General features: G+C 43.0%; 26 protein-coding genes and 1 pseudogene. 11 read left to right on the top strand and 16 right to left on the bottom strand.

What is annotated here, in order from left to right; translation table 11 throughout:
• The 4 genes from AC13CC_RS12260 to AC13CC_RS12245 all read left to right on the top strand — a co-directional run bounded on the left by AC13CC_RS12260 (nucleotide 1) and on the right by AC13CC_RS12245 (nucleotide 3,102).
• Nucleotides 1-504 carry a DinB family protein gene (locus AC13CC_RS12260; RefSeq protein WP_326276703.1) on the top strand — a complete coding sequence of 168 codons (504 nt, stop codon included), beginning with the start codon at nucleotides 1-3 and terminating at the stop codon, nucleotides 502-504.
• A 65-nt stretch (nucleotides 505-569) separates the two neighbouring features.
• Nucleotides 570-1,643 carry a DmpA family aminopeptidase gene (locus AC13CC_RS12255; RefSeq protein WP_482876686.1) on the top strand — a complete coding sequence of 358 codons (1,074 nt, stop codon included), beginning with the start codon at nucleotides 570-572 and terminating at the stop codon, nucleotides 1,641-1,643.
• 102 nt (nucleotides 1,644-1,745) lie between these two features.
• The gene (locus tag AC13CC_RS12250) at nucleotides 1,746-2,885 is read left to right on the top strand and encodes an SPFH domain-containing protein (protein ID WP_326276701.1); all 1,140 of its coding nucleotides are present in this window, start codon (nucleotides 1,746-1,748) and stop codon (nucleotides 2,883-2,885) included.
• A 31-nt stretch (nucleotides 2,886-2,916) separates the two neighbouring features.
• The gene (locus tag AC13CC_RS12245) at nucleotides 2,917-3,102 is read left to right on the top strand and encodes a hypothetical protein (RefSeq protein ID WP_482876685.1); all 186 of its coding nucleotides are present in this window, start codon (nucleotides 2,917-2,919) and stop codon (nucleotides 3,100-3,102) included.
• Nucleotides 3,103-3,417: 315 nt separating this feature from the next.
• Here AC13CC_RS12245 and AC13CC_RS12240 read toward each other — a convergent pair whose 3' ends face one another.
• A complete protein-coding gene (locus AC13CC_RS12240; protein WP_326276699.1) occupies nucleotides 3,418-3,711 on the bottom strand; it encodes a hypothetical protein in 294 nt (97 codons plus the stop codon).
• 402 nt (nucleotides 3,712-4,113) lie between these two features.
• On the opposite strand from AC13CC_RS12240, the gene AC13CC_RS12235 reads away from it, so the two are divergent.
• Together AC13CC_RS12235 and AC13CC_RS12230 are read left to right on the top strand one after the other, a co-directional pair.
• On the top strand, nucleotides 4,114-4,896 hold the full coding sequence (locus AC13CC_RS12235; RefSeq protein ID WP_482876683.1) for an RNA polymerase sigma factor: 783 nt from the start codon (nucleotides 4,114-4,116) through the stop codon (nucleotides 4,894-4,896).
• A gap of 1 nt (nucleotide 4,897) precedes the next feature.
• Complete coding sequence (locus AC13CC_RS12230; RefSeq protein WP_482876681.1) at nucleotides 4,898-5,995, top strand: nuclease/transposase family protein; 1,098 nt, start codon at nucleotides 4,898-4,900, stop codon at nucleotides 5,993-5,995.
• A gap of 446 nt (nucleotides 5,996-6,441) precedes the next feature.
• On the opposite strand, the gene AC13CC_RS12225 is transcribed toward AC13CC_RS12230, so the two are convergent.
• Nucleotides 6,442-6,783: a DNA-processing protein DprA gene (locus AC13CC_RS12225; RefSeq protein ID WP_482876679.1), complete on the bottom strand. Its 342-nt coding sequence runs from the start codon at nucleotides 6,781-6,783 to the stop codon at nucleotides 6,442-6,444.
• Nucleotides 6,704-6,973, bottom strand: a pseudogene (locus tag AC13CC_RS12220) (DNA-processing protein DprA). Before AC13CC_RS12220 ends, AC13CC_RS12225 begins: the two are co-directional and overlap by 80 nt.
• Nucleotides 6,974-7,101: 128 nt before the next feature.
• On the opposite strand from AC13CC_RS12220, the gene AC13CC_RS12215 reads away from it, so the two are divergent.
• The 5 genes from AC13CC_RS12215 to AC13CC_RS12195 all read left to right on the top strand — a co-directional run bounded on the left by AC13CC_RS12215 (nucleotide 7,102) and on the right by AC13CC_RS12195 (nucleotide 9,493).
• Complete coding sequence (locus AC13CC_RS12215; protein ID WP_482876678.1) at nucleotides 7,102-7,260, top strand: hypothetical protein; 159 nt, start codon at nucleotides 7,102-7,104, stop codon at nucleotides 7,258-7,260.
• Nucleotides 7,261-7,381: 121 nt separating this feature from the next.
• Nucleotides 7,382-8,326: an HU domain-containing protein gene (locus AC13CC_RS12210; protein ID WP_482876677.1), complete on the top strand. Its 945-nt coding sequence runs from the start codon at nucleotides 7,382-7,384 to the stop codon at nucleotides 8,324-8,326.
• Nucleotides 8,327-8,383: 57 nt separating this feature from the next.
• Nucleotides 8,384-8,896: an acyl-CoA thioesterase gene (locus AC13CC_RS12205; RefSeq protein WP_326276692.1), complete on the top strand. Its 513-nt coding sequence runs from the start codon at nucleotides 8,384-8,386 to the stop codon at nucleotides 8,894-8,896.
• A gap of 76 nt (nucleotides 8,897-8,972) precedes the next feature.
• Complete coding sequence (locus AC13CC_RS12200; RefSeq protein ID WP_326276691.1) at nucleotides 8,973-9,206, top strand: hypothetical protein; 234 nt, start codon at nucleotides 8,973-8,975, stop codon at nucleotides 9,204-9,206.
• Nucleotides 9,191-9,493 carry a type II toxin-antitoxin system RelE/ParE family toxin gene (locus AC13CC_RS12195; protein ID WP_326276690.1) on the top strand — a complete coding sequence of 101 codons (303 nt, stop codon included), beginning with the start codon at nucleotides 9,191-9,193 and terminating at the stop codon, nucleotides 9,491-9,493. Before AC13CC_RS12200 ends, AC13CC_RS12195 begins: the two co-directional genes overlap by 16 nt.
• Nucleotides 9,494-9,553: 60 nt before the next feature.
• Here the strand turns inward: AC13CC_RS12195 and AC13CC_RS12190 are convergent, their stop codons facing one another.
• The 13 genes from AC13CC_RS12190 to atpE form a co-directional block, all read right to left on the bottom strand.
• A complete protein-coding gene (locus tag AC13CC_RS12190; RefSeq protein ID WP_326276689.1) occupies nucleotides 9,554-10,390 on the bottom strand; it encodes an aldo/keto reductase in 837 nt (278 codons plus the stop codon).
• 4 nt (nucleotides 10,391-10,394) lie between these two features.
• On the bottom strand, nucleotides 10,395-11,621 hold the full coding sequence (locus AC13CC_RS12185) for a murein hydrolase activator EnvC family protein (protein ID WP_326276688.1): 1,227 nt from the start codon (nucleotides 11,619-11,621) through the stop codon (nucleotides 10,395-10,397).
• Nucleotide 11,622: 1 nt separating this feature from the next.
• The gene (gene lolB1 / locus AC13CC_RS12180) at nucleotides 11,623-12,402 is read right to left on the bottom strand and encodes a lipoprotein insertase outer membrane protein LolB1 (protein WP_482876675.1); all 780 of its coding nucleotides are present in this window, start codon (nucleotides 12,400-12,402) and stop codon (nucleotides 11,623-11,625) included.
• Nucleotides 12,402-13,322: a tetratricopeptide repeat protein gene (locus tag AC13CC_RS12175; protein ID WP_482876673.1), complete on the bottom strand. Its 921-nt coding sequence runs from the start codon at nucleotides 13,320-13,322 to the stop codon at nucleotides 12,402-12,404. Before AC13CC_RS12175 ends, lolB1 begins: the two co-directional genes overlap by 1 nt.
• A 44-nt stretch (nucleotides 13,323-13,366) precedes the next feature.
• Complete coding sequence (locus AC13CC_RS12170; protein ID WP_326276684.1) at nucleotides 13,367-14,383, bottom strand: sugar phosphate nucleotidyltransferase; 1,017 nt, start codon at nucleotides 14,381-14,383, stop codon at nucleotides 13,367-13,369.
• 38 nt (nucleotides 14,384-14,421) lie between these two features.
• Nucleotides 14,422-15,051: a hypothetical protein gene (locus tag AC13CC_RS12165; protein ID WP_482876672.1), complete on the bottom strand. Its 630-nt coding sequence runs from the start codon at nucleotides 15,049-15,051 to the stop codon at nucleotides 14,422-14,424.
• Nucleotides 15,052-15,211: 160 nt separating this feature from the next.
• Nucleotides 15,212-15,646 carry a dUTP diphosphatase gene (dut, locus tag AC13CC_RS12160; RefSeq protein WP_482876671.1) on the bottom strand — a complete coding sequence of 145 codons (435 nt, stop codon included), beginning with the start codon at nucleotides 15,644-15,646 and terminating at the stop codon, nucleotides 15,212-15,214.
• On the bottom strand, nucleotides 15,636-17,105 hold the full coding sequence (locus AC13CC_RS12155; protein ID WP_482876669.1) for a lipopolysaccharide biosynthesis protein: 1,470 nt from the start codon (nucleotides 17,103-17,105) through the stop codon (nucleotides 15,636-15,638). Before AC13CC_RS12155 ends, dut begins: the two co-directional genes overlap by 11 nt.
• Before the next feature lie 240 nt (nucleotides 17,106-17,345).
• Nucleotides 17,346-18,206 (bottom strand): ATP synthase F1 subunit gamma, encoded by an 861-nt coding sequence (gene atpG / locus AC13CC_RS12150; RefSeq protein ID WP_326277114.1) that lies wholly within the window; start codon nucleotides 18,204-18,206, stop codon nucleotides 17,346-17,348.
• A gap of 76 nt (nucleotides 18,207-18,282) precedes the next feature.
• Nucleotides 18,283-19,863: a F0F1 ATP synthase subunit alpha gene (gene atpA, locus AC13CC_RS12145; protein WP_293166391.1), complete on the bottom strand. Its 1,581-nt coding sequence runs from the start codon at nucleotides 19,861-19,863 to the stop codon at nucleotides 18,283-18,285.
• Between the two features lie 2 nt (nucleotides 19,864-19,865).
• The gene (gene atpH, locus AC13CC_RS12140; RefSeq protein ID WP_326276681.1) at nucleotides 19,866-20,405 is read right to left on the bottom strand and encodes an ATP synthase F1 subunit delta; all 540 of its coding nucleotides are present in this window, start codon (nucleotides 20,403-20,405) and stop codon (nucleotides 19,866-19,868) included.
• A gap of 4 nt (nucleotides 20,406-20,409) precedes the next feature.
• Nucleotides 20,410-20,910 carry a F0F1 ATP synthase subunit B gene (locus tag AC13CC_RS12135; RefSeq protein ID WP_326276680.1) on the bottom strand — a complete coding sequence of 167 codons (501 nt, stop codon included), beginning with the start codon at nucleotides 20,908-20,910 and terminating at the stop codon, nucleotides 20,410-20,412.
• A gap of 94 nt (nucleotides 20,911-21,004) precedes the next feature.
• Nucleotides 21,005-21,196 carry an ATP synthase F0 subunit C gene (gene atpE / locus AC13CC_RS12130; RefSeq protein ID WP_053970734.1) on the bottom strand — a complete coding sequence of 64 codons (192 nt, stop codon included), beginning with the start codon at nucleotides 21,194-21,196 and terminating at the stop codon, nucleotides 21,005-21,007.
• Between the last annotated feature and the right edge of the window lie 18 nt (nucleotides 21,197-21,214).

Raw genomic sequence — 21,214 nt, 5'->3', positions numbered from 1 at the left:
ATGTCATCCACCCAAGAGTATTGGCTAAGTGGTCCTATACCAGAGGTACCCGCACTTTTGCAACCTGCAGCGCATGCCTTGTTGCAATCTGTGCGGGAAGTAAAGGAGTATTTGTCCGGGTTCCCCGAAAACAAGCTTTGGGAAAAGCCATTTGGCAGGGCCTCGGTCGGGTTTCACCTAAAACATTTGACAGGCGTGTTAGATCGGTTACTGACCTACGCAAAAGAGGAGACCTTGACAGATGCACAGTTCCAATACTTAAAGAACGAAGGGAATGGAGAAAATGCTCCAACATCCCAGCAACTGATAGCGGATTTTGAGACAAAGGTGGGCCAAGCTTTGGACTGTTTTAAAACTATCCCGGAAACAACGCTTACAAACGAGCGCTTTGTGGGAAGAAAGAAGCTCCCCACCACCGTGATAGGATTACTTTTCCATGCGGCCGAACACAGCCAGCGCCATGTTGGGCAATTGTTGGTTACGGTAAGTGTTTTGAAAGGTTAATGGATCGGTATATGAATAAACGGCATCACAGTTTTTGTATTTTATTGTTCATAGTCCCTTTATTCATGCTATCCCAAAACCGCCTTCGGGACCATGGGGTCGAAATCGGAGTTTTAAAACCCGGAGCCTTGAATGCCATCACCGATGTGCCCGGGGCACAAGTAGGTCATTCCACACTAATTAAGGGTGATAACGTTAGAACAGGGGTCACCGCCATTCTTCCCCATCCCGGAAACATTTTCCAGGAAAAAGTGCCCGCCGCGATTTATGTGGGCAATGGTTTTGGCAAACTCGCTGGTTACACCCAAGTAAGGGAATTGGGCAATTTGGAAACCCCCATTATCCTAACCAATACGCTCAGCGTTCCCACGGCAGTCAATGCTGTCATTGGATATACATTGAACCAACCCGGGAACGAAAATGTCCGTTCCGTAAATGCAGTGGTCGGTGAAACCAATGATGGTTACCTCAACGATATCCGAGCGCGCCATATTACGGAAGAACATGTGCTCGAAGCTATCGAAAATGCAAAATCGGGCCCTGTTGCCGAAGGTAATGTAGGAGCCGGAACAGGAACCATCTGTTTTGGGTTCAAGGGTGGCATGGGAACATCATCCAGAGTGTTGCCCAAAAAATTGGGCGGTTATACCGTGGGCGTAATGGTCCAAACCAATTTTGGGGGTGTTTTGCAGATTGCCGGAGTGGAGGTGGACAAGAAACTCGACCGCTATTCGGAGGCACTTAAATATTCCGCGGATGGATCATGCATGATGGTCGTGTTGACAGATGCCCCGCTGGATTCCAGAAACTTGGAGCGCTTGGCCAAAAGGGCCATGTTGGGCCTTTCACGAACAGGGGGCATCGCCAGTAACGGTAGCGGTGATTATGTGATTGCGGTTTCCACTGCAAAAGCATGTCGAATACCGTATCAAAGTGAAAACCCGACACAAACCATGACAACCTTGCGAAATAACGCCATGACGCCTTTGTTTCTAGCTACCATTGAAGCGACCGAGGAAGCCATATTGAATTCCCTTTTTGCCGGGGAGACGATGATTGGGCGGGATGGGCACAAAATCGAGGCCCTTCCGAAGCAGCAAGTCTTGAAAATGCTGAAAGAGGCTGAAAAAATGGACTGATTGTGAGCCAACTGTAACAATCCCTTGGCATTTTACACTAACCCAACGGAAGTAATCTTCTTTTTTCATAAATTAAACATCATTAAAACTAAAAACACTACCATGGATATTTTTGGAAAGATCAAGGAAAAACTCAGCAATGAGTTTATCGACATTGTCGAGTGGCTCGATTACACCGACAACACCATTGCATACCGCTTTGAGCGTTATCAAAATGAAATAAAGAACGGCGCCAAACTCATTGTTCGCGAAGGGCAGACCGCCGTTTTTATCAACGAAGGGCAGTTGGCCGATGTATTCGGACCCGGCACTTACGACCTTAGCACACAAAACCTGCCCATTTTGGCCACCTTGAAGGGTTGGAAATATGGCTTCAATTCCCCTTTTAAGGCCGAAGTGTATTTTGTGAACACCCATTTGTTCACCGATGAGAAATGGGGCACCAAAAGCCCCATCACTTTAAGTGATGATCGCTTTGGTTTGGTAGAGATAAGAGCGTTCGGAACATACGCATTTAAAATTTCTGATGCCGGAAAGTTCATCAAAGATATCGTAGGCACGGACAGCAACTTCACCAATTTTGAAATCAACGAGCACTTAAAAAGCTTGATTGCCACCCGATTTACAAATACGGTCGGCCAAGCCAATCTGCCCATTGAACTCTATGCGGCCAACACTACCGAACTTTCGGACACCTGTCGGGAAGTAATGGCCCCCGAGTTTGAAAGTGTGGGCATTTCCTTGGAAAAATTCTATATCGAGAACGTTTCCATGCCCGAAGATCTTAAAAAGGAAATCTTTGAATATAGCCGAATCGATAAACTGGATTTGGATAAATTGACCAAATTCAAGACTGCAAAAGCCATTGAGGCCGCTGCTCAAAATGAAGGGGGTACCGCCGGAGCAGGCATGGGCATGGGTATGGGATTTGCACTTGCCCAGCAAATGGGCAGCATGATGGGCGGAAACCCCCAAACTGCTCCACAACAAACTGCCCAACCCTCGCCTGGAGCCGTCCCTCCCCCAATGCCAAAACAAACCATGTACTTTTACGCAGTAAATGGTACACAACACGGTCCCGTTACCTTTGAGCAAATGCAATCCCTATTTGCTTCGCGAACCATTAACCGCAATAGTTTGGTATGGAAACAGGGCATGGCAACATGGACGGCATTAAAGGATGTAGATGAACTGAAATCCTTTTTGGGGGGCAACACGCCACCACCCTTACCAACTGAGTAATACGTTAAATGCCATTGCCGTAAAGGGGGGTTTGGATGGAAAATCCAATCGGTATGAGCTGTCTTGGCGATTTCCCTTATTGATCTATTATATCGCCTCGAGCACTTTACCGGGCAATGGTCGGATCACAGCTTTTATTTCCATATTTAAAAGTGTGGACGATACCTTAAAAATGGGCGGATTGCACTCCAAAGCAACGGTGTCCAGCAATTGTTAGCCGTTCATCTGCAAGTAAGGGTAGATTGACTGTTCTGTTTCATCCAACTCGATGAACAGCTGTTTTGACACAGTCTTCTCTTGCTTTTCCCTTAGTCCAGAAAGTGGGACCGAATAAATACATGCTGATTTGAAAATCACCTGTCTTTTAATTTTATGTTGTTTGGTACGCTCTTTTGGAAAGTCAAATCAAATATGCCACACTTTATTTTGATGTTTTTCAACCAATCAAATCTAGAATTTAATGACAAGTGAGCGAAACAGGAATGGCCTTCAATTGATGTGTTTTGGCCTTAAGAAAAAATTAAGTTACAGATTATTTGTATTCAAAACCATCGTTCAAAAATTCACCATACTTTTTTTCTACCATTTTAAAAAAATCCGATAATTTAATTCCATGATTGAAGCAGATAGTGCTTAAAGTGGACAATGGTATATTGTAGCCATCTTCTTGTTGTATTTTTTCTATTACATGATAGTTGACACCATATATTTTTCCATACTTTCTAGTGCTCGTGTCTTTTAAGGTCAACCATTCCTCACTGATAAACTTGCATACGTATTTATCAGAAAAATAAACTTTACTTTTATTTGTGCTCTTATTTGCCATTAACACAAATGAAAAAATTATGGGAAGTTTTTTTGAGAGCGTACACTCTCATTCTGGGTTTTTTATTATATTTATCCCAGAAATAACATATTTGCGAAACTTCTTAAGTTAATAATATTAGAAGCATTCGCTTTGATTCTCGCATCAAAAACTGGTAATTTTTAACGACGAGATGATAAGTGCAAATGCTCACGGCCCGGGCGTGAGCTTACTTATTGTCGTGCGGTATACCAGTACCTTGATGCTATAAGTTAAGTTTTCACGCCCTCTTTATCAAATAAAAAGGGTTCTGCTCAACTTTTCAAAGCCATCTTCTCTTTATACCCTTTAAGAACTCGCATCAGCTATAAAGCATAATCAATTTTAATCATGGTGCGATCACCATCTTAAACGAGGTCTGTCATGTCATACAATGATTTTGAACTTTTAAAAAAAGGCGACCCCTCCGCTATGGAACAAATTCATGCCAAATTCAGCAGGAATATATTTTGGGTGGGCAAGCGATGGCTTGATGATGAATTTGTAATAGAATCCTTGGTCCAGGATACTTTTTTAAAATTATGGGTCCATAGGGACACAATAGAATCACCGAGGCATATTTTCTTTTTTCTACGGTTTGTGATGAAAAGGGAATGTATCTCATATTATGGTAAGCCCAGAAATAAATTCTTTAGAAAGGTCAATTCTTTGGAGAGTTACGAAAATTATCTGGACTATATGGCAGGGTACGATCCCATACTTGAATCAGAAAATCTAAAAGATCAGGAATCTGAACAAAAATCCTTCGATATGGTCAAAAGTGTATTGCCCTTATTGGATGCCAAAAAAAGGCATTTGATCGAACTCTGTTTGAAATACGGATTCCAGTACAAAGCGATTGCCGAGGTGATGGGAACAAGCACTACCGAAACCGCCAACGAGATCAAAAAAGCCATTCAGGATATAAAAACCATCATTCATCAAGGGGGCAACCGTGAAATTGAGCAAAAGTTTTCTGATGAAATGAAAACTCCGAATCTGATGACCGAGGAACAAGAAAAGGTATTGGAACTTAGGTACAACAAGTACTCATTTACGCAAATTGCCGAAATCCTGAACTTGTCCCAAAAGGAAGTGCACAAAGAATTTGTTGCAGCTTATAAGTTTATCCAAGAGAAACATAACCTACAATTGGAATCCGCATAGCATGGAAAAATCAACGCTCATACTCACCCGAAAGATCCAGATATTGATAGATCTGCCCACTAAAGAAGAGCGGAAAGAAGCACTGAACACTCTTTACAGATGGCAGAACAGATGTTTTAGGGCATCGAACCTTATTGTATCCCACATGTATGTACAGGAAATGATCAAGGACTTTCTTTATCTTTCGGAAGGGGTCAAATATAAACTGGCCGACGAAAAAAAGGATGGAGATGGTATTTTGAAATGTTCCAAGGTCAATACCATATATCGAATGCTATCAAATCGCTTTAAGGGAGAGATTCCCACCGATATCCTGTCAAGTCTGAATAATACTTTAGGCGCTACTTTCAACAAAAACAAGCCTGAATATTGGAAAGGTGCACGCTCCTTGGACAATTTTAAAAAGGACATGGCAATTCCGTTCCCGCCGGATTGTATGTACCGGTTGTCGCATACTGCCGATAAAAAGGCCTTTTGCTTTCGCATATTCTCAATACCATTTAAAACATATTTGGGAAAAGATTTTACCGACAAACGAAGGCTCTTGGAGCGTTTGGTCGACGGGAATATCAAATTGCGCACCTCGCACATTAAATTAACGGACAGAAAAACGTTTTTGCTGGCAGCTTTTGAAATTGAAAAGGATGAACATCCGCTAAAACCGGATAAGGTCGCTGAAGCATCATTGTCCCTTGAATATCCCATTGTGGTCAAAACTGGTAAAACTAAGCTCACCATTGGTACCAAGGAAGAATTTTTCTACCGAAGGTTGGCGATTCAGGCGGCCCGAAAACGGGCCCAGATTGGTGCTACCTACACCAAATCAGGAAAAGGTCGCAATCGAAAACTAAAGGCAGTGGAGAGGTTTCGCGCGACGGAGAGCAATTATATTCGCCAACGTGTACACGTATATAGCAGAAAACTCATTGATTTCTGCATAAAACATCAAGTGGGAACCCTTATTTTATTAAATCAAGAAGATAAAACCAAGATTGCCAAAGAAGAAAAATTCGTGCTGAGGAACTGGAGCTATTATGATTTGATGACCAAAATAAAGTATAAGGCCGAGAAAGCGGGCATTGAACTGATCATAGCTTAGTGATTTGATTTGAGGGTGCTTGTACACCCATAAGGTGGGGCAACGGCACTCACTAAAAGCAAAGAGCATATACAACTTGCTGACGCATACACCCAAGTGCTCTTGTATTTGTGCTGTCCGCCTTTTGATCGGACAAACCTCGGGCAGGGGCGAGTGAAGATTTTGACACATTAAGCTTAAAAAACTGAGAAATGGTGATGACCTTGTTCTCAAACAAGAAATTTTTCGAGGGTGCTTGTACACCCATAAGGTGGGGTCAATGACACTCACTAAATGCAAACAGCATATACAACCGATCGACGATTACACTCTGGGGTGAGAGGCTTTTCCAGTAAAAAAAATGCTTTAAATACCGCAGATGAATATTTCCGAAAAGTTCACTGAAAATGGACTTTTCCGAAGGAAAATGAATCAATAGCACCGCGTTAGCATGCCATCCTCTTGCTTTACCTCCCCTGAATTTTCCATCCCAAAAGATACACAAGCTCGGCTGCTGAGGTCAACAAATGGGCTTTTTGGTATTTGATAAGGCCGTTACAGCCCTTGCTCCAATTATCGGTCGTCCTTCCGGGAACCGCAAACACCTCTCTGTGATATCCATGGGCCAAATCCGCCGTGACCAAACTACCGCCTTTTTTGGCGGATTCCATTACAATGCTGGCTTCACTGATTCGGGCAATAATTCGGTCATAAAACCTCCATTTGCTTCTACTTCGGATTGTATGGAGCCTGCACTTTGGGATAAATTTGATTGAGTCCGTGGGCCATACAGGCGATGGTCTGCACATGGTCCATTGCTACCTTATGAAGGGCAATGTCCACACCCTAGGCCAATCCACTAACAATCATTGGGTTCAAAGGGGCCAATTCCTCAATAAATTGATTGCAAAACGAGGTTCCGTAGTTGGTCACGTTTCTGGTTCCGACCGCACTGATGATTTTTTGATGTTCTAAATTGATGTTGCCCTGTTGGAACAACAAAATAGGCCCATCAAAGCAATGCTTCAAACGGCTGGGATACCCATCATCCAAAAAAAAGGATATCGCGATGTCTTCTTGGGACAAAAACCAGATCTCTCTTTGGCCTCTTCAAGATGAATGGGATCATGAAGACCTTTCAAGGTCATCTTACCAATGCCATCAATCTTTTGAAGTTGGTGCAGATTATCCACAAAAACCCCATTGGACTTCCGCAATGGGCAATTATTTTTTTGGGCGTAACATCCCCTATATTGGGAGTATTTGCAGCCGCAAAGCCGCAATAATTTCAGGTTCAGTCATTTGATCTGGGCCTCAAGGTTGTCCACAAAATACAGCTTTTCAAATGTTGATAAAAAGTTATCCTGCATATGTTGTGCTGTCCCTTTTTTTGCAATATTTGTGCTCATGCGGATTGATTCATACATAGAAAAGCTCTTGTTCGATTATAATTGTGTCGTTGTGCCTGGTTTTGGTGCTTTTTTGACACAAGGCAAGTCCGCTGAAATCGATTTGACCACCAATACTCTGATGCCGCCGAGCAAGGTCATTTCCTTTAACGCCCAACTTTCCAAAAATGATGGTCTGTTGGTGTCCCATATTGCCAAAGAAAAGAATTTGGGATATGAGGAAATGCTTCGGGAATTGGAGAATATTGCACAGGAATGGAACAATAAGTTGGTTCAGGGCGATAGCATTGAACTTTTTGGCATTGGAAAATTGTGGCACAATAGCGAACAACGCATCCAGTTCCAACCAGAGGAAAAAATCAATTTTTTAACATCTTCCTTTGGTCTGTCCACATTTGCTGCCACCCCTATTCAGCGTGAGCTAATCAAAGAAGAGGTGGAAGAATTGGAAGAACGTATTCCGTTTATCATCACCCCTGAGAAAAGGGAACAAACTTCTTTTAGACCTTGGTTAAAGTATGCCGCTGTTATTTTATTGGCGGTTTCCTTTGGTGTTACATCATATCGCGCTTATGGTGACCTTCAACAAAAGGAAGTGGCAGCCCGACAAGATGCCCAGCAAGAAGTGTCCCGCTTGATCCAAGAGGCTACTTTTTTTGAAAGTGCCCCCTTGGAACTGCCCGCCATCAACATAAAAGTGACCAAGAAAAAGTTGGGCAAGCACCATGTAATCGCCGGGGCGTTCCGCGAAGAGCAAAATGCGGATAAAAAGGTAAATCAACTCAAAGAAAAGGGATATAATGCTTTTTATTTGGGTGTAAACAAATATGGGCTGCACCAAGTGGCCTACGATAGCTTTGACGAGCCCAAAGAAGCACTTGCCTTTTTGAGGAAGGTAAAAGCCGAGGATTCAAGAGATGCTTGGTTACTTTCCGAGAAATAATCACGCTTTCCTTTAAAACCATTCCACACTTCAATATCTTTGCGCAAAATTTAAGGTATGCGCGCTAAAACCCCTAGTGAATCCCGCACGGTAATGACCGATTTGGTGTTACCCAGTGAAACCAACCCCCTTAACAATCTTTTTGGTGGGGAACTCTTGGCCCGTATGGACCGAGCTGCCAGTATTGCTGCCCGTAGGCACAGCCGCAGGATTACGGTGACCGCTTCGGTAAACCACGTAGCTTTTAACAGGGCTGTTCCGCTAGGTAGTGTGGTAACTGTGGAGGCGGCAGTTTCCCGAGCATTCAATACCTCCATGGAAATTTTTATAGATGTTTGGATAGAGGATCGCTTTACCGGTGAGCGTACCAAGGCCAATGAGGCCATTTATACCTTTGTTGCGGTAGATGATACCGGAAAACCAACGGAAGTTCCGCCATTGAAGCCTGAAACCGATTTGGAAAAGGAACGCTATGCTGCCGCGCTTCGCCGCAAGCAACTGAGTTTGGTACTTGCCGGCAAAATGAAAGCTGCCGATGCCACGGAACTTAAAGCGCTGTTTACTACTTAGGAACCAGCCTTTTTGCAGTCAACATGATAGCTGTGGAATGAAAATTGTACCTTTACTATAACAAACACAGAACAGTATGGCAACCTTGGATTTAAGACAAAGTGTACTGGAATACGTCAAGAAGGCCGATCACAGGTTCTTGAGACTCGTCAAGGCCATGGCCGACAACTACAATGACGATAACGACGAACGTATCGGTCTGGAGCAATATAACAAGGAACTGAACGAATCCATTGCCCAAATAGAGAAAGGGGAACTATACTCCCATAAGGAAGTGGGAGAGCACATCAAAAAATGGGCAGAAAAATAATCTGGACACACAAGGCCGAAGCAGACTTGAACCAAGCCTTTTTATCTCTACTGGAAGAGTCAAAGTCCATTGAAACAACCATTAGGGTCATTACAGAAATCCATGCTTCCACCAATATTTTGGCAACTGATCCCGAAATCTATAAAGTAGACGCGCTAAAGCAAAACAATACTGGAAATGTCAGGGCCTATGAAAAACACCGTTATCGAATCTCTTATCTTATTGAGGAAAACACAGTCTATATTTTGAGGGTGAGGTATGCAAGAAAAGAGCCTTTGGAATTCTAATTTGAATAAATTCCCGTGCTAAAAACCATCCTATTAGTAGAGGCCGCCGTTTGGAAGGAATCAAAAATCAAAATTATCAGGGTCTGGGCCAAATCGTTTGTCTTTGTCCAAGCCATCAAGCAATTCTACATCTTCTTCCGATAATTCAAAATCGAAAAGGTCGGAATTGGCAATGATACGCTCTTTTTTGGATGATTTTGGAATGGTGACCACTCCTTTCTGAAGGTCCCATCGCAAAACAATCTGGGCGATTGTTTTGTTGTACTTTGAAGCCAGGTCCTTCATGATATCGAGGTCAAAGATGTTACCCTGCATCAACGGGGACCATGCTTCGTATTGAATGCCTTTGGAGTCGCAGAAATCCACTAAATCCTGTTGTACCAAATAGGGGTGGAACTCCATTTGGTTCACCATGGGAACAATCTCCACAGAGCTCAATAAATCTTCTAGATGATGCCGCAAAAAGTTGCTCACACCAATGGCCCGCACCCGTTTTTCCTTATACAGTTTTTCAAGGGCCTTCCAAGTTTGTTTAGAAATTTCGCCTTTTGGCCAATGGATCAAATATAGGTCCAAATAATCGGTGCCCAAGCGTTCCAAACTGGCCTCGAAAGCTTTTAGGGTGGCATCGTAACCTTGGTCGGTGTTCCAGACTTTGCTCGTTAAAAAAACGTCTTTTCGGTCCACATTGCTTTCGCGGATTCCTGTACCAACGCCCTCCTCATTGTAGTAAATGGCGGCGGTATCAATATGCCTATAGCCATGGTTCAATGCTACTTTTACGGCATTGATCACTTCGCTTCCATCTTCGGATTGATATACCCCCAATCCAAAATAGGGCATCTGGACCCCGTTGTGCAGTTCAAAGGATCCTTGTAAATCTGTTATTCGCTTCATAGTGTTACAGTTGATAGATCCAATCTTCGGGATTCAAGCGATTGGAGTCCTTATAAAGATAAAACTTCAATTTTGTGGTGCCATCCAACCGATTGGTATTTATTTCGCCGAGCACTTCTTTGGCGGCGACCCTATCCCCTTTTTTAACGTAGAGATTGGATAGGTTATAATATGTACTGATGTAGTTTCCGTGTTTTATTTGCACCCCTTTGTTTCCACCGGGCACAGTTAAAATGGCTATCACCTCACCCTCAAAAATGGCTCTTGCTTTGCTGCCCGCATCGGTGGTTATGGTAACCCCATTGTTTCTGTGCTTGATTCCGGGATACAATTTATCCGCATACACCCCGTATCCCTGGCTTTTCACTCCCTTTTCCACAGGCCAGATCAACCTTCCTTTATTGGATGAAAAGTTATCCGCCAACAGCTTGGCCTCGGGTGTCAAGGCAAAGGTTGCGTTGCTGGTCGATTTTCCTGAACTTCTATTGGAACTTGCGATAGCACTTTTGATCAATCTTTCTATCTCACGATCAATTTTACGGGCCTCCTTTTGCTTTTCGGCTATGGCGGCGGTGTATTTGGCCTCGTTTTGTTTAATGCTCCTTAAAAGGTTTCTTTGGGACTCTATCTCTTTGGATAGTTCGGCCTTTGCCTTTTGGTTTTCGGCTATGAGCTGGTCTTTTTCCTTTCGTTGACGCACCAAATCTTGATTCAGGGTTTTAAGTTCTTCGGTTTTTTCAACGATTCCCTCTCCTTGTTTTTTACGATGCTTTGCATATTGCTGCATGTACTGAAGCCGTTTAAAGGCCTGATAGAAATTCTCGGCGGACAACAGGAACATTAACCGGTTGCTTTGCGATTTGTTCTGATAGGTTTTTTGAATGAGCTCGGCATAATCCTCTTTGAGTATTTTTAAATCTTCCCGAAGCTTACTGATGTTTCTAATGTTGACATTGATCTGCCTATTGAGCAAATTCGACTGTTGATTGGTGACCTGAATGAGCTCTTGGCGAACGTTTATTTTATTGTCCAAGGCTTCCATTTGGTCCAAAACAGTACCTTTTTCTTTCCTTTCGGCAAAGAGCAACCTATTGATTTCCTTGATTTCCTTTTGCAATCGCTCCCGTTTGGCCTCCAACATCTTTTGCTCGCTGGTTTGGGCATGGGAGCTTACTGAAGTGAATAATATAACTATCAGACAATAAACACAATATGAAATTCTATCTTTCATATTACTTTAATGTAATTTTATCATATCCCTTTGGTACTTTGTAGGGGAAATTCATGGGTTTATTGATTTCTAAGTTGCGAAAGCTCAAATCTATCGTGGTCAAATCCCCTGCTTCTTCCGCTACGATCTTCACTTCATTGGGCAACACGTTTCCAGAAATATTCTGATAGGTATAATTTGCCTGCAATTGTCTCATTTTTTCTGGTTGGGAGATTTCTTGAGTTGCTATTTTAAAGTTTTTTGGCTCCAGTTGAAATAAAATTTTGAACAACTCCCTAGCCTTTTTTGGCTTTAGTTGGTAGTTGCCATTGTACACTTCAGAATTGAATCTTTCCTTTCTTAAATCCAAGACCGCATTTCCTAGAAGCAGGTTCTGTACTTTTTCAAAATCGAGTTCCGTTCCCAGCAAGTCACTTAAGTAACTAAAATCCCCATCAAAGTATTCGTTTTGCAATTTGTTGTAAAAGGAAACCCTGTTCGGGGTAATATGGGCTTTGACCACACCCAAGGGCGCGCTCATCCAGATGACCTTGTCTTTTTCCATACGGAGGCTCACGTTTACGCCCTGAGACTCATCTCCATTGGCATAATCAATCTTGACCCTACCCCTCAAGGTCTTGAATTTCGGCTGATTGGAGTAATGGGCATTGATGATATTCCTCGCCGACATCCTTGAATCCACTTCCCCTCCTGTAATTGACTTGGTACTCTTACAGGATCCAAGGGTGAGAAGGAAAGCCATCAACACGGCGATTTTAGTTATGTTTTTATGTAGGTGCATTATAATCCTGAATTGATTTTGTTCAAATATTCGTTTGCTTTTTGGGCATTTCCGATTTTGGAGTACCCCTCGGAAAGCTGTTTGTAGATTTTATTATTCAACCCTTCATCATCCAATAGATAATCGAGTCCACTTTCCAAAACCTCTATGCCTTTGTTGGGATCTGCCGTGTTGTTCAATGCTGTCCCGTAGGCAAAATAAAAATAGGGCTGTAATGGATACCTGTCCAAAGCCTCTTTCGAAACATTCAATAACTCCTTAAAATCTGCTGCAGCAATCAGTTTTTCCATCTGTGATTTTAACTGGGCTACTGGGTCATCCAAAACTTCCACTTCCTTCTGGGGAATTGAAGTAATTTGTTCCTGTTTTCCTTTTTGGAGGGAGTCGTTTATTTTTTGGTTCAATTCCGATTTCAATGGAGAGCTTTCCAGATCGTCAAGCACTTTTAAGGCTTCCCCGTATTTCTTCATTTTAAAGAATGAGACGGCCATATTTTGCTTGAGTTTATTGTTTCCGTAAGGTATTTGCTGTTTTACGTTTTCGATAGGGCTCCCCTGCTTGTCCAAAATAGTGAGCAAATTGTCCAAATACCAATAATCCGTAGGTTCTGAAAGCAAGGCCTCAATGGCATAATTCTGCGCTTGCACATATTTTTTGTCGTGCATATAGGCCTTGGCCAGTTCATAGTCCACCACGCTGTTGTTGGGTTCCAGTTGCTTGCATTTTAGAAACAAATCCACGGCCCTATCGTAGTTTTGGATACCTTTTTGCTTTAAGGCCTCAAAGAAGTTTTCTTGAAACTCATCGGTGTATTCCTCGAGGTAGACTTCGGCACTTTCCTGTTCCTCTTGGGCATAGGTACCGTAATGCATCACTATTGATGCTCCCAAAACCATATAAACAAGAAGTTTCTTTTTCATATTAACATCCTAAGTCCCCACCAAACTAAAAATCCATTCTAAAGTTATTCCAAAACGGAATAATCTCCAATACTAATGGTCTCAAAATTACCATTATAAACAACGTGGTTGCCAATCATGGCATTGTCCAAATTGGCGTTGCTTATTTTACTGTTGCTCTGGATCAAACTATTTTTTACGGTTGAATTCTCTAAAACGGTATTTGCACCAACCGAAACATAGGGCCCGACCGTTGTGTTTTTAAGCACTACGTTTTCGCCAATAAAACAGGGCTCTATAATATTTGCATTTTCCTGTTTTACGGAATCGGCAATCATGTTTTCACCCTCATTTTCCAGAAAGCCCAACATACGCTGATTGGTTTCCACGGTCACATTTTTATTGCCACAGTCCATCCATTCATCCACTTTACCAGGAACAAATTTCATGCCCTTTTCCATCATCCGTTTTATGCCATCATTGATTTGGTATTCGCCGCCATGGGTAATGTCGTTGTCCAACACATGCTGTAATTCATTTTTTAGCACACCTACGTCCTTAAAGTAATAAATACCGATTACAGCAAGGTCGGAAACATACTCTTGAGGTTTCTCGACCAATTCAACAATTTCATTGGTGCCATTCAGTTTTACCACTCCGTAAGCTTCCGGCTGCTCCACCTGTTTTACCCAAATAACACTGTCGGCCGATTTATCCAAATCGAAGTCGGCTCGAATCAAGGTATCGGCATAGGCAATTACGGCAGGCCCGCTCAAGGATTCTTTGGCGCTCATAATGGCGTGTCCCGTTCCAAGCGGTTTGTCCTGTCTGTAAATGGAACCTTTGGCCCCCAATTCACTTGCCAGTTCCATTAAGCTTTCCACAACATCATCCCCAAAAAAGGCCGGATCGCCGAGAATAAAGGCGACCTCCTCAATGGGTTCTCCCAATACCTTGGCGATATCGCTCACCAATCGGTGAACAATGGGTTTGCCCGCAACAGGTATCAGAGGTTTTGGAACTGTTAATGTGTGTGGTCTTAAACGGGATCCTCTCCCCGCCATTGGAACTATTATTTTCATGTTTTCATTTTTAAAGTTGAAAAAATGGTCATATTGGTTTACTTCAGATATCCATTTTTCCTTAAATCCTTATGGATTTTCGCAATGTCTTCAGGGATTTCTCCAAGAATCAACCAATTCACATCCAATCCGTTGTGGATGGCGCAATCCATTAAATAAGGGTTTCCACCTATCAATTGGCCCAGTTTTTTCAAATCTTCCTTCAACTCAATAAAGTAATCTTCATGTAATTTTTCAATGCACAATAAAATTTTGAAGGCTCTTGCAATTACGGCCGTACAAAACTTCCTTGCTTTTCCAGATGTGACAGAAAGGATATTTTCCTTGTTCCTATCCAATACCTCGTTGATCATATATAAATTTAGGTATGCCTCTCCAAATTTATCCTTTGTGACCCTGACATGATCATTGATTTCCCCGCTCATATACCGAACGTCCATATTTAGATAGCCTATTGAATAAAATCCATCAGTGACCCGGTTTATTTGGTGAAAGAGTCTTTTTTTTACTACTTCCCGCTCTTCATCAACAGTTTTGTCGCTTACCAATTCAAAAAAGAGTCTATTTGCCAGGACAAGGTCTTTTCTTAACAGTCTAAAAATCAATTTGTCCTTTTCTTTTGATGGCAAATTGCTCAGTGCTTCCTTAAACTCTTTGGAAAATTTCATTTCTTACAAATACTTTTTCAATACGGTTTCTTTCTCCTTGGTTGTTTTGCGTACTTTTTTTCTGGATTCAAGGTGGTGGGCAAAAGGAATTTGAACATTCCGATTATTTCTTGAAAACTGTTTTGCTGGACCGCTTTTTATCAACAAAACGTTTTCATGTTTATCTTCTCCCCGTACTCCCAAATCCGCCCTCGCCCCTGTCGGTTTCGGAAAGGGTATCGACTTCTTCCCACTGGGCACGTTCGTGCTTTGCGATGATCAATTGGGCGATACGTTCCCCGTTTTCTATGGTAAAGTCTTCATTGGATAGGTTCACCAAGATTACCCCAACGTTTCCACGATAATCGGCATCAATGGTCCCCGGAGCATTTAAAACGGTGACGCCTTTTTTGGCGGCGAGTCCGCTACGTGGCCGTACCTGTGCTTCGTAACCTACGGGGAGCTCCATAAAAAGTCCTGTTGGTACAATGGCCCTTTCCAAGGGTTTTAAAGTTATGGGTGATTCCAAATCCGCCCGTAAATCCATACCTGCCGAAGCAAGCGTCTCGTAATGTGGCAACTTGTGGCCCGATTTGTTGATGATCTTAATCTTCACGTCTTAATAATATGCTTCGTAATTTATCTCCTTCCATCTTATACACTAACCCCAAAAATAACAAAAACAGTATGCTACCGGCTATTAAATTTCTATTAAAAACATAGAATGATAGTATTGAAAATATGAGTGATACGGAAAGGTAGAAGACTATCTTCCGCATGTTGTAGGGTATGGGGTAGTATTTTCTCCCAAAGTAATAGGACAAGAGCAACATACTGCCATAAGCGGCCAAAGTGGCCAGAGCGGATGCCATATATCCAATTTTGGGGATAAGGCTTATATTGATGACCAAGGTAATGATGGCCCCTACGGATGAAATATAGGCCCCGAACTTGGTCCGGTCCGTTACCTTGTACCAAACGGAAAGGTTGTGGTAGATGCCCAAACAGAAACTGGCCAAAAGTATAATGGGCACCACATCCAAGGCTTCCCAATACACAGGGTTATTGAGGAGCAATTTTCCCAAGACATCGATAAAAACGATAACCCCCAAAAGAATGATGCTGCCCAGAATCACAAAGTAATTGGTAATCTGTGCATAGGTTTTTTGTGGTTTTTCACTCTTGGCATGACTAAAGAAAAAGGGTTCCACTCCCATACGGAAGGCGGTTCCAAACAGCGTCATGAAGAGTGCCAATTTATAGCAGGCTCCGTATTTCCCCACTTCGCTCTCTGCAATGTCCGATGGGAGTAGTTCGGTGAGCAAAATCTTATCCAATACCTCGTTTATGGTAAAAGCTATTCCTGCCACAAGGATGGGACCTGCATATTTCATCATTTGTTTCCAAATATCAAGGTCGAATTTATACGACGCCTTGATATAGGTGGGAAGCAAAATCAACAATGTTAGCCCGCTGGCAATAACGTTCGATATCAAAACGTAATGGATTTCCCAATTGGGCTTATAAATAGATGCCATGAAGCCTGAACCTGACCCTTTCACCATCTGTGGAAGTACAAGCAGGAAAAACACGTTAAATGCCAAGTTTATGGCCACATTAATGGTCTTTAGCACGGCATACCGCATGGGTCTCTCATTAGCCCTGAGCAATGCAAACGGGATAATCACCACGGCATCCAACACCAGAATATAGGTGGTGAACTTTATATAATCCGCATTGATGTTAGTAACTCCCGAAAGCCAATCTTTTAGGGAAAGTGCCAAAATCAAAAACAACAAAGAAGAACCCAACAAAGAGATCAGCGATGTGGAGATTACTTTGGCCTTGTCCTTGCTTTTATGATAGAAACGAAAGAAGGCCGTTTCCATTCCATAGGCCAAGAACACATTAAAAATGGCTATCCAAGCGTATATGTTGGTGTACTGCCCATATCCTGATGCATTCTCGAAAACTGCGGTGTACAACGGCAGTAGGAAGAACGAAATGACCCTCGGCAATACCGTGGCCAAACCATAGATAAATGTTTGTTTAAAAAGCCTCTTTAGTGGATTCAATAGGTGTTGCTTCTTTAAAAACCTTGATTAGGTGGCTACAAGTTACGCAAAAGCCATTATTACCTAAACCATATTGCCCCAAGAAAAACAAAAAGGCCACCGAATGGGTAGCCTTTCCTATTATCTAAATGTAGAATCTTAGCTGTTCAACGCCTCGGCTATTTAATATTTAGCCTCACTTTGGTTCGGCTTAATTGTTCAGAGCCTCTGTTGGAAAATTTGACCTCATCTTCATTCGGTCTAATTGTTCAACGCTTCCGCCCCACCAACAATTTCAAGGATTTCGTTGGTAATGGCAGCCTGACGGGCTTTGTTGTAGGTCAATTTTAACTCATCCCTAAGTTCAGCGGCATTATCGGTTGCTTTGTGCATCGCTGTCATACGGGCGCCGTGCTCACTTGCAAAGGAATCCCTGATCGCTTTGAACAATTGTGTTTTCAAGGATTTAGGAATCAATTCCTTTACGATTTCCACTTTGGATGGTTCAAAAATATAATCTGCTGCGATGGCCTGATCACCTTCTGCTCCAACAATGGGCAAAAACTGTTCGGTCATCACAATTTGCGTAGCGGCATTCTTGAACTTGTTGTACACCAATTCAATTTTGTCGTAATCACCTTTGGTGAACAAACGCATCAACAATTCAGCGATTTCCGCAACGTTGTCAAAGGTCAAATCATCGTACACCTTGCTTTGGTCACCCAATATGGTATGCCTTTTACGAAGGATGTCGTTTCCCTTTTTGCCAATGGTGTAGAAATCAACTTGTTTTCCCGGATACTTGTTGGACACCAAATTGTTGCTCTGCTTGATGATGTTGGAGTTGAATCCACCACAAAGACCTCTATTCGAAGTGATGGCAACCACCAAAACTTTGTTCACGGGTCTTTTGTCGGCGTATTCGCTTCCTCCGTCTCCTTCCAAGCTGGCACTAAGCCCTTGCAAAAGCTCGGTCAGCTTGTCCGAATAGGGACGCATGGCCGTGATGGCATCCTGGGCTTTTTTCAACTTTGCAGCGGAAACCATTTTCATGGCACTGGTAATCTGCATCGTTGAAGAGATGGATGTTATCCTGTTCCGTATTTCCTTTAGATTCGCCATATGCTTCTTTGTCATTCCGCACTTGATGCGGAATCTTTTTGGTTATGGATTCCCGTTTTCACGGGAATGACAATTGTTATGCCTTGTATTTACTTGAAAGATCCTTGCAAACAGCCGTCAATGTTTCGGTCACCTCGTCGGTCAATTTACCTGCTTTAAGGGTATCCAACACATCTCTGTGCTTTGCGTTCAAGAACTCCAAGTAATCCTTTTCAAACTCCTTTATCTTGTTCACAGGAACATCGCGCAACAGGTTTTTGGAACCTGCAAAGATGATGGCAACCTGATCCTCAACTGTAAATGGGTCGTTCTGGCCTTGTTTCAAGATCTCTACGTTCCTACGTCCCTTTTCAATGACGTTCAAGGTAGCGGCATCCAAATCGGAACCGAACTTGGCAAAAGCTTCCAATTCACGGAACTGGGCTTGGTCCAGTTTCAAAGTACCTGCTACTTTCTTCATCGACTTGATTTGGGCATTACCTCCAACACGTGATACGGAGATACCTACGTTGATCGCAGGACGAACCCCTTGGTTGAACAAGTCTTGCTCCAAGAATATCTGACCATCTGTAATGGAAATTACGTTGGTCGGGATGTAGGCGGATACGTCGCCTGCCTGTGTTTCAATAATTGGTAGGGCTGTCAAAGAACCTCCTCCTTTTACCATGGGCTTCAACACCTCTGGGAGGTCGTTCATGTTCTTTGCGATTTCATCGTCGGCAATGACCTTGGCAGCGCGCTCCAATAATCTTGAGTGCAAGAAGAAAACGTCACCAGGATATGCTTCACGTCCCGGGGGTCTTCTCAACAACAAGGATACCTCACGATAAGCAACGGCTTGTTTTGATAAATCATCATAGATGATCAAGGCCGGACGCCCTGTATCCCTAAAATACTCCCCGATAGCTGCACCGGCGAACGGAGCATATACCTGCATTGGAGCAGGGTCGGAAGCGTTGGCTGCCACAATGGTGGTATAGGCCAATGCCCCTTTTTCTTCCAAAGTATTGGCGATGGCGGCTACGGTAGACGCTTTTTGTCCTATGGCCACATAGATACAGTACACGGGCTCACCGGCATCGTAAAATTCCTTTTGGTTTAGGATGGTATCGATACAAACGGTGGTTTTACCGGTTTGCTTATCACCGATCACCAACTCCCTTTGTCCACGACCGACCGGAATCATGGCATCGATTGCCTTGATACCTGTTTGCAATGGCTCGTTTACAGGCTGTCTAAAAATAACTCCGGGAGCTTTTCGTTCCAAGGGCATTTCGTAGGTTTCACCAGAAATGGGTCCTTTACCATCGATAGGTTTGCCCAAGGTGTCCACCACACGGCCAACAATTCCTTCACCTACGTTGATGGAGGCTATACGCTCGGTCCTCTTAACGGTGGCGCCTTCCACGACCTCTTTCGATGGGCCCAACAATACAACACCCACGTTGTCCTCCTCTAGGTTCAAAACGATTCCCTGCATTCCGCCGTCAAACTCCACCAATTCCCCGTATTGGACATTGGCAAGTCCATACACACGGGCAATACCATCACCTACTTGTAATACGGTACCTACTTCATCCAAAGAAGCGGATGCTTCGAAACCTGATAACTGTTTTTTCAAAATTGCTGATACCTCAGCGGCTTTTACTCCTGCCATTTTTATAGACTATTTGTAAATTCTCTTTTTAATCCGTTCAATTTGTTAGCGATGCTCGCATCGTATTGGGTATCTCCAACCCTTAGTACAAATCCTCCGATGATGCTCTCATCGATTTTATTTTCCAGGGTAATCGTATTGCCCGTTGCCTTGGTAACGGTGGCCAAGATTTTCTTTTCCAGCTCAGCGGTCAATGGAACTGCCGTGGTCACATAAGCTACTTCCTCACCCTTCAATTTCTCGTGAAGAATGATGTATTTGAAGGCAACTTCCTGTAGCATGGCAATACGCTTGTTGCTTATCAAGGTTTGAAGAAGGCCTTTGGTAATCTCGTTGGCATCTTTAAAGACTTCCAACAAACTGTTCTTCTTCACTTCTGATTTTATGATGGGGCTTTCCAAAAGGTGCTGAAGCTCCTCACTCCCGGAAATGGTCCCAGCTATCTCCCGCATGTCTTTTTCAACGGCTTCTGCCGCTTTCTTTTCCAATGCGAAATCCAAGGTTGCTTTTGCGTAGCGTATGGCTGCCCTGTTCTGGTTCATGCTCTTAGTTCAGTTTAATATCGCCCAACATGTCCTCAACCAACTTTTGTTGTCTGCCTTTTTGGGAAAGTTCTTCTTTGATTACTTTTTCTGCAATTTCAAGGGATAGGCTGGCTACCTGTGCCTTAATTTCGGCAACGGCGGCTTTCTTTTCACTTTCTATAGTGGCTTGTGCCTGCTTGATCATCTTATCGCCTTCGACTTGCGCTTGTTCTTTGGCTTCGGAAACAATGCTTTCCTTGATTTCTCTGGCCTCTTTCAACAAGGCATCTCTTTCTACCCTGGCTTCTTTTAAAAGTCTCTCACTGTCTGCAGTAACGTTCTGCATTTCTTTTTTTGCAGCTTCGGCAGCTTCAAGAGCATCTTTAATGCCTTCTTCGCGTTTTTCAACAGCACCGAGAATTGGTTTCCAAGCATATTTCCTCAACAAGAACAAAAGGGCCACAAAAAGCAACAATTGCCAGAAAAACAACCCGAAGGAGAACTGTTCGATTAACTTTTCCATTTATCTTAACTATTAAATCTTTTAACTATATCATTTTAAATCGATGAAGGGCCATAGCCAACCGCTATGGCCTTCATCAATGTTTTTACGGTTATTAAGCTGCAAAAAGAGCGGCGAAACCGATACCTTCAATAAGGGCTGCTGCAATAAGCATAGCAGTTTGGATCTTACCGGAAGCTTCTGGTTGACGGGCAATGGCTTCCATTGCCTGACCACCGATTCTACCGATACCCAATCCTGCTCCGATTACGATCAAACCAGCACCTACGATGTTTGGAATTGTCATGATATATGAATTTAAATA

The sequence above is a fragment of the Flagellimonas sp. L-11 genome, assembly GCF_056857735.1.
This window is presented reverse-complemented; position numbering and strand designations above follow the sequence as displayed.